Annotated in this window: 11 protein-coding genes; 4 read left to right on the forward strand and 7 right to left on the reverse strand. The window is 42.8% G+C overall.

Annotation, left to right across the window (positions count from 1 at the left end; genetic code table 11):
* Nucleotides 1-16 precede the first annotated feature (16 nt).
* Together DQQ10_RS20595 and DQQ10_RS20600 are read left to right on the forward strand one after the other, a co-directional pair.
* Nucleotides 17-283 carry a T9SS type A sorting domain-containing protein gene (locus tag DQQ10_RS20595; RefSeq protein WP_133259710.1) on the forward strand — a complete coding sequence of 89 codons (267 nt, stop codon included), beginning with the start codon at nucleotides 17-19 and terminating at the stop codon, nucleotides 281-283.
* Between the two features lie 155 nt (nucleotides 284-438).
* Entirely contained in the window at nucleotides 439-3,435 is a 2,997-nt protein-coding gene (locus DQQ10_RS20600; RefSeq protein WP_112748815.1) for a sensor histidine kinase, read from the forward strand.
* On the opposite strand, the gene DQQ10_RS20605 is transcribed toward DQQ10_RS20600, so the two are convergent.
* Both DQQ10_RS20605 and DQQ10_RS20610 read right to left on the reverse strand, forming a co-directional pair.
* Nucleotides 3,432-4,406, reverse strand: coding sequence for a phosphotransferase (locus DQQ10_RS20605; protein ID WP_112748816.1), 975 nt, complete (start codon nucleotides 4,404-4,406; stop codon nucleotides 3,432-3,434). The two genes, DQQ10_RS20600 and DQQ10_RS20605, sit on opposite strands and share 4 nt — an antisense overlap.
* A gap of 70 nt (nucleotides 4,407-4,476) precedes the next feature.
* Nucleotides 4,477-7,098 (reverse strand): S41 family peptidase, encoded by a 2,622-nt coding sequence (locus DQQ10_RS20610; protein ID WP_112748817.1) that lies wholly within the window; start codon nucleotides 7,096-7,098, stop codon nucleotides 4,477-4,479.
* Nucleotides 7,099-7,345: 247 nt separating this feature from the next.
* Between DQQ10_RS20610 and DQQ10_RS20615 the strand changes: the two genes are divergently transcribed.
* Nucleotides 7,346-8,386, forward strand: coding sequence for an NAD(P)-dependent alcohol dehydrogenase (locus DQQ10_RS20615; protein WP_112748947.1), 1,041 nt, complete (start codon nucleotides 7,346-7,348; stop codon nucleotides 8,384-8,386).
* A gap of 68 nt (nucleotides 8,387-8,454) precedes the next feature.
* On the opposite strand, the gene DQQ10_RS20620 is transcribed toward DQQ10_RS20615, so the two are convergent.
* Both DQQ10_RS20620 and DQQ10_RS20625 read right to left on the reverse strand, forming a co-directional pair.
* On the reverse strand, nucleotides 8,455-8,910 hold the full coding sequence (locus DQQ10_RS20620; RefSeq protein WP_112748818.1) for an SRPBCC domain-containing protein: 456 nt from the start codon (nucleotides 8,908-8,910) through the stop codon (nucleotides 8,455-8,457).
* Nucleotides 8,911-8,977: 67 nt separating this feature from the next.
* Entirely contained in the window at nucleotides 8,978-9,880 is a 903-nt protein-coding gene (locus DQQ10_RS20625) for a helix-turn-helix domain-containing protein (protein ID WP_112748819.1), read from the reverse strand.
* Nucleotides 9,881-10,136: 256 nt separating this feature from the next.
* Between DQQ10_RS20625 and DQQ10_RS20630 the strand changes: the two genes are divergently transcribed.
* Nucleotides 10,137-11,024 carry an MBL fold metallo-hydrolase gene (locus DQQ10_RS20630; protein WP_112748948.1) on the forward strand — a complete coding sequence of 296 codons (888 nt, stop codon included), beginning with the start codon at nucleotides 10,137-10,139 and terminating at the stop codon, nucleotides 11,022-11,024.
* A 10-nt stretch (nucleotides 11,025-11,034) separates the two neighbouring features.
* On the opposite strand, the gene DQQ10_RS20635 is transcribed toward DQQ10_RS20630, so the two are convergent.
* From DQQ10_RS20635 to DQQ10_RS20645, 3 genes are all read right to left on the reverse strand, one after another.
* Nucleotides 11,035-11,907: a 3-keto-disaccharide hydrolase gene (locus DQQ10_RS20635; protein WP_112748820.1), complete on the reverse strand. Its 873-nt coding sequence runs from the start codon at nucleotides 11,905-11,907 to the stop codon at nucleotides 11,035-11,037.
* Nucleotides 11,904-12,587, reverse strand: a complete 684-nt coding sequence (locus DQQ10_RS20640; protein ID WP_112748821.1) for a DJ-1/PfpI family protein — start codon at nucleotides 12,585-12,587, stop codon at nucleotides 11,904-11,906. Before DQQ10_RS20640 ends, DQQ10_RS20635 begins: the two co-directional genes overlap by 4 nt.
* A gap of 174 nt (nucleotides 12,588-12,761) precedes the next feature.
* Nucleotides 12,762-14,249, reverse strand: coding sequence for a sensor histidine kinase (locus DQQ10_RS20645; protein ID WP_133259711.1), 1,488 nt, complete (start codon nucleotides 14,247-14,249; stop codon nucleotides 12,762-12,764).
* Nucleotides 14,250-14,284 lie beyond the last annotated feature (35 nt).

Consider the following 14,284-nt stretch of genomic DNA (forward strand, 5'->3'; position numbering starts at 1 on the left):
CGCTACGAGCGGGTCGATGAGTGCTTGCTTTTATGAATGTACTTGGTCATCAAACCAAGTCGCTGAAGTGCATCCCAATCCAACAACGAGTACACTTCAGTTGACTTCAGCAAACCTGTGGGAAGATAAAATTTCGATTACCGATATGTCAGGTAACGGCGTTGCCTTCGATGCCATTGATGCGAAAACGATTGATGTTTCTGCGCTTCACCCTGGTTTATACACGATCCATATCGTATCGAAAAAATACAAAAGCACGACAACCCGCTTTGTAAAGAAGTAGCGTATTTTGTTATGGGTCAGTTGTACTAAATATATCCCCGCGATATGTGGGGATATATTTAGTTTGAGTTTGCATTGGTGACTGACCGGTGAAAGTGTTAGTTGCAAAAAGATCCAAAAAGCGTTAACTTCAGTTCGAGCCCTTTCCCTCTCCAGATGAGAAGTATCTTCATTTTATTCACATTACTGCACTTCAGCGTTCAGGCTCAGGAATACTATTTTAAACAATATCGTGTAGAGAAAGGATTGCCTAGTGATATTGTGAAGGCATGCGTGCAAGATTCATTGGGGTATTTTTGGAACGCTACAGACGAAGGATTGGTAAAGTACGACGGCGTGAAGTTTACCAGCTATCGTGAAGCAACACATAGCAACTTTGTCAAAGGTTTTTTTACAACACGCAGTGGAAAATTATTTGCCTTTGGCGACCTCGATTTAATTGAAATTAAAAATTACGGTGATACGGTCCTTTTCAAAAAGATCTGCCCTGTCTCGCGGGTTGCAAGTGATTCAGCACTATCGTATCCTAAATTACTGTATGAAGATCTCCAGGGAAATATTTGGGTGAGTGAGTCGCAGGCGGTAGTACGACTTCATCAGAAATCTTTGAAGCGTTACGAGTTTACGCTAGAACATCGATCACCTCAATTCTTAAGATCATTCTCTTTCTTCGAAGATCGAAAACATCGCTTGCATGCGGTGTCATTTCAAGGTACTGTATTTCGCTACAATCATGCCGCTGATAAATTCGAACCCATAACTCTAAAGTTACCAGAAGGTGTTGAGTATGTTTCGGTAAGGGATACAATGCTATTGATTGGTGCCAGTAACGGTGTATTTACCGCAGGCTTAAATGCTGACGGTGATTTTACAAACCCGCAGCAGTACTACGCGGTTCCACAAGTGTCTTTTATGGCGTGGTTGTCTCCTAACAAGTTGTTGATCGCCACACGTGGTAATCGGCATTTCATTACCGATTTGTCGCGAGGCGAGGTTAAACAACTGCCACATATCATCAATAATATCAATCATGTGTACATCAGTCGTGAAAATGATATTTGGGCCTCCAGTAACGAAGGGTTGATCATGATGCGAGAAGATTTATTTCAACAAGCTGATGATGGTGTAGCAGATTTTATTGAATCCATCACAGAAGATCCTGATGCTGGTATTATTTATTATGCAACCAGTACTACACTATACGCCTTTCATCGTGCCACACGAAAAAATGAAGTTGTGTTACATTTACCTACGGGATACTTTCAGTCGCTCTTGTTTACGAAAGACGGCCTTTGGGTAGCCAATGCGTTTCGCGTTTTTCTTTTTTCTCAAGGCCGAATACAGCATGAATTTGATTTCAGCAAGAATGGAAGATTTGTGACGTCGCTAAACAAAGACAACGCCGGGAATATTTGGCTTGCCATTCCTGGGAGTCCGCGAGCATGCATGATCGACGCGAAAAGACAACTAAAATATTTCGATGTCCCCTTGGGAAATGAAGGCGTGATCAACGCTATCTGCTCGGGGCGAGAAGGTGTCTACATTGTTTCGGCGGGGAAGTCAAGCTACTTGTTTTTTAAATCTTATCAGGATAGTACATTTAAAAATGTCAGCATCCCCATAACTTTTTCAACGCAAAGCGATTTTAATGTCGCAGATGCTGTGGTAGCACAAGACAAGTTATGGTTAGCGACATCGGAAGGTTTACTTTCATTCGATCATCAAAAAATAGAACGCATCGATCTAGGTTCACGATTTTCAACCTTGCCGGTGAAGGCAGTAGGCCTGCATCCAGAAAAAAAACTGTTGGCTGCAAATGCCTATGGCATGCTGCTGTACGATACGAAGACAGGCGGAAATGACTTATTCAACGAAAGTTCAGGCCTTCTTTCAAACACCATTACACATCATGGTTTTTTTGTGAGCAAAGATCAGACTGTATGGGTCGGCACAGCGAAAGGAATTGTGTTCAGCGAGCATCCTTTAAACAAACTCACCAAAACGCCACGACCTCAATTCATTTTAACATTATCGAATGGAAAGAAAGTATCAATTGATCATCAAGATATTCCGCATGGCAGCTTCTTGTCGTTTGAGGTATCGTCAATTACTTTCCCCGAGAATGAAGTCACGTTTCAATATCGACTCCTGCCCAATGAAACGTGGATGACAACGCACGATCCGGAGTTAAAATTCTCGGATCTTGACGCCGGCAATTATTCACTTGAAGTACGTGCGAAGAAAAACGGTCCGTATTCGTGGAGCGATTCCTCGCACCTCAGTTTTACAATCACCAAACCGTTTTGGCAGCGGGTTTGGTTTTATATGCTTTGTTTTGCAGCGCTGTTTACCGTAATGACGCTTGTGATCGTTGGTATTAAAGCCCGTGAAAAGGCACGCAGACTAGAACTACAACGATTGATTGACGAACGAACCAATGAGCTTCGCGTGAGCAATGAGGAACTGATCAATCTCAACTTGGAAAAGAATAACTTGATCGGTATTGTAGCACATGATTTAAAAAGCCCACTGAGTCAAATACTAAGCTTGCTCTCGCTAATTAAGCTCACCGGGAAAATTGACGCTGATTCGCAAAAGTATCTTGGATTTATGGAGACGAGTACTTCGCGATTGATGGATATGATCGGGAAAATTTTGGACGTCGACGGAATTGAATCGAAACAGTTGAACTTAAAAATGGAGCGTGTTAGCCTTGATCAGGTATTCAATGCCGTAACAGATAGATTCATCGATGAAGCTATTAAGAAAAAAATTAACATTGCGAGAAATATCGACAAGTCTGCTATTGCGAAAGTGGATAAAAACTATGTCGAACAGGTCCTGGAAAATCTAGTGTCGAATGCCATTAAGTTTTCACCTTTGGACAAAAACGTGTTTGTGAACCTGCACGTCGAAGCGGATAGAGTTATTTGTGAAATCAAAGATGAAGGTCCTGGACTGACCGAAGACGATAAGAAAAAATTATTCAGCAAATATCAAAAGTTAAGTGCACGTCCCACGGGAAATGAGTCTTCTACCGGACTAGGCTTGTCGATCGTAAAGAAATTTGTAGGCGCCATGGACGGAGAGATTTGGTGTGAGAGCGAGGAAGGCAAAGGAGCAAGCTTCTATGTATCGTTCACGAAAGGTTAGATCATCTTGTGGAACCTCATCCAGCGTTTTAATCGCACGTTGATCATTCTTTTCAGATGTTCTTCGTTAAAGAATATAGTCGAGAAACGATCACTTTGTACGCCCATATAATAGAAACACGTTGCTGCACCAAGTAGCGGAATAATACGTCTTTCTTCATCCGTCAATGTCGTCACCGTTTCGTATCCTTTTAAAAATGCCTCCGTCTGATTGTTGAAGTCATCTTCATTTTGTGCTAACCCTTGCATTAACGCGAAGTAGAAGGCAATGTCGATTATTTGAAACCCATTGCCACAGAAATCGAAATCAAACACCGTTATCTGGTTATCACTGTCGATGTGAAGATTGTCGGGCCAGAAATCCAAATGAACTCCACCTTTTCGAACGTTGTCCGTTTTGATCTTCTTAAACTCGCTGAGCAACGTTTCTTTAGTTTTGATCATGAATGCTTCGTCGTCAGCACTTGTTTTTAAGTACGGTTGAATTTTTTCAAATGCATACACCAGCATTGTAACGCCATCGTATTCGGGCCGGTGCATTGTCATGTCGAGTGTTGCCTGGTGTAACTTTGCCAGATGTACACCAAGTGATTGTTGCAGGTCGTTGGATAGGTTGAATTTTTTTTCACCCGCTGCATGAGAGAACAGCACGCCAAATCGATCTCCTTCGGGTGCAAATATTTTTTGGATGTAGTCGCCAGAAGTATCCATAATTGGGTAAGAAACCCCAACGTTAGCTTGGTGAACCGCCATGATCATTCGGATCTCCTCTCTGATTTCGAGCTCTGATCGCCAACCCTTGGTATATACGCGAAAGATGAATTGTTTTCCTTCAGCTGAAATGATGTACGTGTCATTAACAAAAGTCTTCAGCAGTGTACAAGACACATCCTTTAAAGCGTATTGCGTGCCTACTAAAGCAGCAAGTGCGGAAGATGATAAAACTGACGAGCTGACGGGAAAGTGATTCATGTGTGAACGTTGAGACCGCGAATATAACCATGATCATGCAGGACTCAAATTCTCCCAGTTATATCGCACGCTACTTCGTACGTCGCCTAATCAAAGTAAGACATTTTTCAAGCACTTCGTCACTTCCTTTTACAATGCCATCCAGACTTTGTTCGACAACAATGTCGGGCTCAAGATGCTGTAAACTGGAGTTGTTTCGCAACGAGAGTTCGTACCGGCCAATGGGAATTTCCACTTCTATACCGGTATTGGGCAACGTTAGTGTTGGTGTTCCCAAACTATTGTTCCCCCTATACGCGCCACCACACGATTCTCCGATGAAAAGCGCACGATGGTGGTCATGCACAATAGAAGCAAATTCTGCCGCGGTTGAAAATGTGATACCATTAATCAGAACATACAATTTTCCTTTAAAGGCATTTTGTTTTGGTGTTTGCTTCTTTAGGTTTCGATGTTGTCGAAAGGAATATGAATTTCCATGTTCGTTGATACTATTTATAAACTCAGGAAGTGCCTTCGTAAAGTTGATACCGTTAAAATGAAGACGATTAAGTGATGTGGTATCTGGTTTGTTGACTAAAATTCTGTGGTAGTAGTCGAATGTGCTGTCGGTAAGATGTGAATACAATAACGCGCCCAAGCTATCATATCCGCCTTCGTTGTTCCTGATGTCGATGATCACATTTTGGATTTTGTATTTGTGAATTGCATTGAATGTTGAATCGATGTGTCGAACGAAGTTTGTTCCTCCAAAGCTTGGTAAGGTGATGAGAACAGTGCTCATGCTATCGTAACACTTCGATGTAATGCGCGATGGTCCATCACTGCTATAGTCGATGCCAGGAAGTTGAGCTTTTTGCATGCCATTTAATGGTGAAATATATTCAACGTGAAAGGTGTCGGCGCTTGAAATATGATTTTTATACAACGTGGCGAAATATTTACTGATCATGGCATCTTTGTTTGAAGCGCCATCGGTAGGCGTTACGGCGCGAAGTTGTGCTAGAATCGTTTTTACGTCCAATGTATTGATGTTTTTGATCTCCGACGCTTCATTAATGTTACTGGCTGAACTAGTCGTGAAAATGCGATCATTTTTGACGACGACTGCCAATGGAAAGTACTTGCCAAATTGTTGATGATACGCTACTGCCTCCTTTGATGGAATACTCGTGGTGTGCCCACAATGTATACTTTCGATGAGCGCACTCACTATATTTAAGAACGATCGTTCACTGTTATTTTTTTGAACGTTCTTTATTGCGTTTAGGAAATTCTTTTCGAATTCCTGGCGCGTTTGGTAAGTGAATAAGTCGGGATGCACTTTCTCCAGCGTTTCTTTGAGGTATTTCAGGTCAGCATGTTGTTCTTTGATGGAGTACTTTTTCTGTACCGTTTTCTCAAGATACGTTTGCTGTTTACCCAATTCCCATCTCGCGTTTTTCATCGAAAGTGATGCTGCGATCGCTGAGGCTAGCGTGTCCGATTTTAAAACGAGATGATCGTTCCAGTCTTCGTTAATTTGATACGTCTCATGGTGTTGCTTTAAGTAGTTCTGAAGTGTGGGTGTTTTACCGACCGCCTCAACGTTAGAATTAAGCTCCGCAGTAATTGTGGTGTCGATCTTCGTAACAATGTATTCCGATTTTATCGAGAGATTTTTTAACGTCGTTTGTGTAATACCCATTACAGACAATGAAGCGTCGACGGTGTTGAGTGCTGTAATTCGATTTGGATACCATCTGTTTCCGATACGTTTATAGGTAATCTCGAGTTGTTCATCTCTAATGTTGATATTTTTCGGTGAATTGCTTACTACTTCGGAGTTCCAATTTCTATTCACTTTCATGTGCCCGGCACCGTACGCGCTGATGTTGTATTTTATTTTCACGATCGCCGATGTAGTTGCGTCAATGTATATTGTACCATCTATTAAAGATGGTTTTACATTTTTACGTTGGTGAAAAGCGATAACATAAATGTCACGACCATCCATCACAACGGGGTTTTCCCAATCGAACGTGTAGTAACGACTGAGATCATGGTTACTCAGGGCAATCCCTAGGAAATTGCGACGGGAGGGATTTGCTAACGCTTTAGTTGATCGCCAACCCACGGTATAGAATCCGCCTCGTGAGGAATTCCACAGCGGAGCTTTCCATGCTTTATCTTCCATAAATTGTGACTTCAAAATGCGTGGCATCAACGTGCTTCCATCATGTTCGAATACGGCCTCAAACCACTGTACGATCTCCTGGTCGGCGGTAACATACTCCCGCGCAAAGCCTGTTATTCGATATGCAGTAGAGTTATAGTTTACGGGTATCTTATTTAGTGCTTCATAGACGACATCGACAGGGTCAGTTGGTGTGATTAGTATTTCTCCTAGCGTGATGTGTTCAGCTTCGAGCTCAATGACAGGCTGTATATTTAACTCACTTACATTAATAACAACGGAGCGGTAGCCAATGTACGAAATGCGAACCTTTGCGTTTGAAATCGTCGGTAATGTAAATTCGCCTGCAGCGTTAGAAGTCGTTCCTTGCGAAGTATTCTCGATGCCAATCGTGGCATAGGGCAACGGAGCTTGCGTTGCTTTGTCGATGATTTTTCCGGAGAGGCTGTTTTGCGATTGGCCATCAACAATGTAAAGTAGTGCGAGTAATGAGACAACGATTTTTTTCAGTTCCATTTTTAACAGATGTAGCCTAAGCAAAGAAAGTTTTAAAATACGTGACCAATCGACACCGTCATCAGTCAGGCCGCGATGGCAATACTACGCGGTTTGATGAAGCGTTGTCAATCTCGTGAATTTCCTGATTCCATAGATTGTTCAGCGTCTGCCATTGAAGTACATTGCAGCTTATCTCGAAATTACAGCGGAACCATGAAGTGGAATAAGGGCAGAGTAGTCTAATTTATTTTAAAGAATTATGAATATGATACAAGCAAAAGGATATGCAGCACAATCACCGACAACCGACCTTGCACCTTGGAACTTTGAGCGACGCACGCCAGGGCCAAAGGATGTTCAGATTGAAATCCTGTATTGTGGCGTTTGTCATTCTGATCTTCACCAAATTAAAAACGATTGGTTCCCAGGAATTTTTCCGATGGTGCCAGGACATGAAATTGTAGGTAGGGTAACCGTTGCAGGCGCTGCTGTAAAGAAATTTAAAGTCGGTGACGTTGCTGCGATTGGTTGCCTTGTTGATTCTTGTCGGTCGTGTGAAAATTGTAAGGAAGGACTGGAACAGTATTGCACGAATGGTTCGTCGCCGACATATAACGGTAGATACAAAGATGGCACGCCAACGTACGGTGGTTATTCGAACATTATTGTTGCAGATGAAGATTTTGTTTTGAAGGTGTCGGATAAGCTTTCATTAGCTGCTGTTGCACCTCTACTTTGCGCAGGAATTACGACCTATTCGCCACTACGGCATTGGAAGGTTGGCAAAGGACATAAGCTTGCTGTTCTCGGCCTCGGTGGACTTGGCCATATGGCGGTTAAATTCGGCGTCGCATTTGGTGCCGAAGTTACTGTGCTCAGCACTTCAGCGTCGAAAGAAGCTGACGCGAAAAAATTAGGCGCACATAATTTTGTGGTCACCAGCGACAAACAACAGGTTCGTGGTGTGAAGCGCCACTTCGATTTTATCATCGATACCGTTTCCGCTCCCCATGATCTGAATATGTACCTCTCCATGCTTCGTATCAATGGTACTCATATTATTGTCGGCCTCCCTGCTGATCAATTACCGGTGTCGGCAATGAAACTCACAGATTCACGCAGAAGTGTTGCAGGTTCATCTATCGGCGGTATTCAAGAAACGCAAGAGATGCTAGACTTTTGCGAAGCGCACAACATCGTAAGTGACATCGAACTCATTGATATGAAAAATATTCATCATGCTTACGATCGAATGCTCAAGGGCGATGTACGCTATAGGTTTGTTATCGACATGAAAACGCTATAAGAAAATGTCGGCGTGACGTCGGATGATACGACAAAAACTTCCTGACTTCACGCCCAACTTTCAAAACGTCAATTCGTTTCCGCTACCTTTTTGATTTCGACGAGGATTGGATTCCATCCGTCGCCGTTGTTGTATACATCTTTGTAGCGACGTTCACCATCGATGATGTTTGCAAAATCACCCTGCGTAACAGTGAATAATGTCCCGCCATTTTCCGGAACAAGACTATACGTTACCGTCGTGTAGTTTTCAGGAACATCTTCCCATCCCATGTTTGGATCGAATGTGGTATAAGCTAAAAAGTTTTGAGGATCGATTTCGACTACCTTTCCTGTTACGGCGACCAATTCTTTTCCATCAAACACGCCTTTCCAAATTAGCGGGCTTCCGATCTTCCAGTCGCTTAGCGCTTCACAACCGAACATGTATTTCTTTGTTTCCTCTGGCTTCGTCAGTACCTCCCAAACACGTGAAGTTGGTGCGTTGATGCGTATCGTATTTTTAACAATTAAGGAGTGGCTCATATTGTTGATATTTTGTTTAATAAATGATAGTCAAAAGTAACAAACGCCGGTTTTGAGCGATTGCGTTTTAAGAAGTCTTTCTAACCAAAACAGGAGTGATTCCGAATTTCTTTTTAAAAGCATTGTTAAAATGCTGCGGCGTGGCGTAACCCAGCTCGGTAGAGATCTCTGCGGCCGTTTTATCAGTATTAAGAAGGTATTGGTGGGCAAGGTTGAGCCGTTGCTCTGTTAAGTATCCGAAAATTGTATTGTTGAATGTCTCTTTGAAGCCACGCTTGAGTTTGTATTCATTCAAGCCCACGGTCTTTGCAATCTCAGAAAGATTAGGCGGCGATGTAACACGATCATTGATGAGATCGCGCACCGCGATGATTTTCTCTTTGTCGGTTTTGCTTTTGATGATCGTTTCTTTTTGCGTCGCAGCCTTACTGCATGCTTCAGCTGAGAGCACCAGAAGTTCAATGCTTTTTGACAGTAGAAAAAGTTTTTGAAGATCGCCCGTATACCGCGAGTGGATAACCTGTAAGATCACTTGTTCAATGCTTGCGTCGATCACTCCCCAATGATCACTAAGGATCACCGATTGCTCTTGTATAAGTTGTTCGGTAAAGCGCTTGAGGAGATCGTTTGAATTTTGGGTGAACTGAATGAATGTCTCTTTCGGGAATTGTACGCCAAAGGTTTCTATTTCTAACGTTTTATTTTCGACAGTCATGTCGAAGCCTTTTGAATACATGATGTTGTGATGCCCGCCAATGAGATCGTACTTCTTTCCAAGCTGATGGTAGGTGAAAGTGTAATCACCTTTTAAACCAAAGTGTAAACGCACAACGTCATTTTGATTGCTTGCATCGAAGCTTCCGAACGTGTTCCAGCGCGTAATGCCATGCCCCAACTTGATGTCGTCGCACATCCAGGTGGTCGCGGTTAGTTCGCCGTCTTCGTTGGTGAGCATCCTTTTTTCTTGCATGCGTGTCGTATTCGTTATTAGATATTAGAAGGAAAAGAGCAATCTTCTGGAGACTCAACGGCGCAATTTCAGCGCAATCAATCTCTACGCTAAGATAAAAGAAGGATACTTTATTAGATAATAAAAGTCGTTACAGACGTTTCTTGTAGCCTGGTTCTTGTAATACTTTAAGTATGCCAAGCGACTGTTCAAAGAACACGGTAATTTTTATGTGGATTATGACGATACTATCGAAATGTCCTCGTTAATTTGGGGAATGTCTCTTTTTATCACGTCACTGAACTCCGGCAGTAATGGTAATTGCTACTATGTTGGCAATGAAGACGAAGCCGTGCTCATCGACGCAGGAATTAGCTGTCGGGAAACAGAGAAAAGATTGAAGAGACTCGAACTTGATATTAACAAAATCAAGGCGATTTTTATTACGCACGAACACGCTGATCACATTCAAGGCGTACGCGTACTCGTAAAAAAATATCGTTTGCCAGTATATATCACGCCTCGGACGTTACATCAAAGCCATATTTTTATATCGCCACATCTCATTCGTTCTTTTCAACCGTATGAACCGGTAGTGATTGGCAACTTGGCGATTACAGCGTTTCCAAAATTACACGATGCAATCGATCCGCATAGCTTTGTGGTGTCGTGTGGGAATGTTCGCGTAGGTGTAATGACGGACATCGGTCGTGTTTGCCCGCATGTAGTTCATAATTTCCAAAATTGTCACGCGGTATTCTTGGAGTCAAATTACGACGCTGAAATGTTAGAGAATGGTCCGTATTCTTACGGGTTAAAAAATAGAATTCGTGGTGGCAAAGGCCACATCTCTAACAGCGAAGCATTTCGTCTCTTTGTAGAACATCGTTCGCCGTTCATGAGTCACCTCTTACTATCGCATTTGTCGCACGACAACAACACGCCGACATTGGTAGAGAATTTATTTAAATCGATGGCGGGTGATACGCAAGTGATCATTGCATCTCGTTTTGAAGAAACGGCTGTTTATCATATCAGCAGTTCCGTCGACTTAATTCCGCCAATACTTTCCGAACCAGTGATCACCTACGAAAGCCTAGTGAAGATGAAACCGGTTAGGAAAGTAAAGGCCGTCAAGAATCAGTTTCAGTTGAACTTATTTTAGTTCAAATCAATCAAAAAACGTTCGTGTAATCTTCGGGGATCTTTGTGATGTTTTTGATTTGAATTTCTTTGAAGAAAATTTCAGCAGCTTCACTCTGTAGCTGCAGTTTTCCTTTTGTAAGTGGCTTCGCTGTGGTACCGTCAAAGTAACGCGAGTTGCTGATGGCATTCACTACTTCATCGTTAATGATATAGATTGCTTTATCGCCAAAACAGATCAGTTCTAATGTATTCCATTCACCATTGGGTTTCTCCGTATTTTTTCCGCGCAAGCAATGTATGCGACCACCTGTTCCGTGACCGAATGAAGTTGGAATACCACCAGCTTTGTATTGCAATGTATCGGCGGTTGTATCAGCCACAGAGATATCGACTATTGAGGTGCTAATCGGCCAGAAGTCTCCGTTACCCTTTTCGATGATTTGAAATTCCTGCGAAAGCATCCATGAGCGCCAGTAGTCAACGCCGCTTTCTCCTTGCGAATGATAGAGTACGCCAGAGTCCATATACTCGTCTTTTCTAGGATCAGACTTTAGATTTCCCCATTTGAATTTTAATTTGAGGTGGTAATTCTCAAACTCTTCTTTTGTGAAAATGCATCCGTAGATTTCTCCACTGATGCGCAGTACAGTTTCACCGTGCTCTTCCGTCGTTGAAAATATATTTAAGGTGTCTTTGTTGTAACCAATGGGTTGAATTGCATTTCCTGCCGAATCTTTTGGAGCTTCGCCGTTGTATCCAAGCTGATGTCTAAAGCTCAAATAGTTTTCCCATCCCTGCATGTCTTTCGTTAAGAGTGACCGCCATTCTTCTTTTTTTGTCGTACATGTCGTAGTGAAAGCAAGTATGATGAAGATGAGGAGGTGTGTGTAGCGTTTGTTCATGGTATATCGGAATCAATTATCGTTTTTATAATATGTTTTCGCGCGTTAAAAAGTTCCTGCGATTTCACTTCTACATAGTGTGTTATGGCTGGCGCTGCGGATTTTGGTGAACCGTCTTGAAATGGAGGTTGTGGATCATATTCAAGCATGAGTTGAGTTGTGCGTGCGACGTCAGTCCCGACAATCAAGGCGGTTAGCTGTAGTCCGAAATCAATGCCTGATGTCACACCGGCGCCAGTGATTCTATTTCTGTCTACCACGACTCGAGCATCTTCCGTTTCTATTCCAAGTAGCTGTAATAGCGGTAATGATCGCCAATGGGTTGTTGCCTTGAAACCACGCAACGTACCGGCTACTGCTAGCAGCAAAGACCCCGTGCAAACCGATGTGATGTACTTCGCGTTAGCAGTTTGTTTTTTGATAAAGGAAATATAGTGATGGTTGGCCAGGAGTGATGTAATACCGCGACCTCCCGGAACAAAAAGAATATCGCATGGTGGGCATGTTTGAAAATCATATTTTGCCTCCAGTACTAGTCCGCCTTCAGCTTCGATATTTCCGGTCACTGCCGACGTGATGTAAAGGTCAAAACATCCAGCTTTTGCAAATACTTCATATGGCCCGACGAAGTCCAGCGCCGTGAGTTGAGGGAATATGAGCATGCATACGGAGTGCTTCATGAATCGCAATATAAACACTAATTGAGAATTTAAGCATTCACGCTGCGGGCCGTTGCGTCTGCCTCTGCGGTGAAAAAAACATATTAGTAACAGAGACTCTTTTACTTAGTTGTTTTTTTTAAAAACGTTTTTTAACCGCGAAGATGCATGACGCAAAAGGGTTGTTGCTACCGGTTACCCTTTGAAAAAGGTCATTCTAAAGACAGTGCCCACGTTAACTTTACTTTGTACGGATATGCTTCCATTCATTGACTCTACTTGCATCTTGACTAGATATAGTCCTACACCTTTCCCATGTGTGGCAGCGTGAAATCTCTTATAAAGTTTGAAGACGTCTTTTCCATAATTTTCCAGATCGATGCCAATGCCGTTGTCGGAAAATTCGATGATTGTGGCGTTCGTTTTTGCGAGTGATTTCACTTGAATGAACAAGTGCCTTTCTGGTGACTTATACTTTAGCGCATTGCTAAGCAGATTGTAAAAAATACTTTGCACCATTGCCTTTACACCCCAGATTGTGTCGGCGTCTTCAAAATGAACATTGATTGTTGAGTCGTCACTGATTTTGTCAGCCAAGAGCCGCATCGCGCGATTCCATTCATGCATGAGCGATACATTTTCCTTCACCGCATAGATCTCGGTGCCCATGTCTAGAATTTGGCCAAGATCTTTGAGTACTTCATCGAGATCTTGTGCACTCTTGGCAATGAGCTCATTAATGTCGCCATATTCAGGTGTGCGCTTTGCAAGATTTGTCAGTCCTAGAAGACGTGCCACGGGGCCGCGTAAGTTATGAGACAAGGTGTAAGAGAACTGCATCAAATCGTTGTTGCGTTTTACCAGCGCCTCATTTGTTTTTGAAAGTTCGTTTGATGTGGTTTGGACAGAGTGTTCTAAGTTACTTGCGTACCGTTCGAGGTCTAATTTCTGTCGTTGGATCAAACGGTTCGCCGCTTCGAGGTGCTCACTGCTCAGCATTAACTCCTCGCGTTGAAGTAGCAGTTCTTCATGTTGACGTTTTACTTCTTGCTGTTGGAGCGTGAGCGATTCGTTCTGTTCGAGTAGTTGGCGTTCTGCTCGCTCCGTCACAGACCGAAGTACAAAAATTCCGCTGATTAAAATCATGAAAGAAATACCGACAACGTAGCTTATGAAATTATATGATTTAAGCTCAAATCCTTTCTGGTAGTAACCGACACCAAATACTTCATGAATGAGGTCGAATAGCAACAAGCAAATCGCGATGGTGCTGATGGATACGATCATACTGCTCTTCTCCTCAAGTCGAAATACGATTGCAGGGAGAATTGTACTCGCAAGCAAAATATAGCGGCTGTCGAAGTAGGTGATATACGACTGTGGCTGGACGATTTTCATGTAAACCGTAAGGAACATCGTGATGAGCACAGGCGCGATACAAAACACAAGCCGCCCAATCTTATGGAATCCCTGTTGATTGATAAAAATGATCAGGATAAAAAGCGTTGCAATGCCGATGATGAATGGTGACGTTGGCGACCAGCCGAAATCTTTCAACAGAACCGTGAGAAGGAAGAGTGTCAAAAAGCAAAATAATACAGACAATACATTCGCGATGTATACCTGCTGCCAGAAGCGACGAGGTACTACTGGTTTCGGCTGTAGAATAGGGTAGACGGACACATGTTAAAGTTACATCAGATTTCGCATACCGGAAA

The organism is Pseudochryseolinea flava (assembly GCF_003286915.1).
Taxonomy (GTDB): Bacteria; Bacteroidota; Bacteroidia; order Cytophagales; family Cyclobacteriaceae; genus Ohtaekwangia; species Ohtaekwangia flava.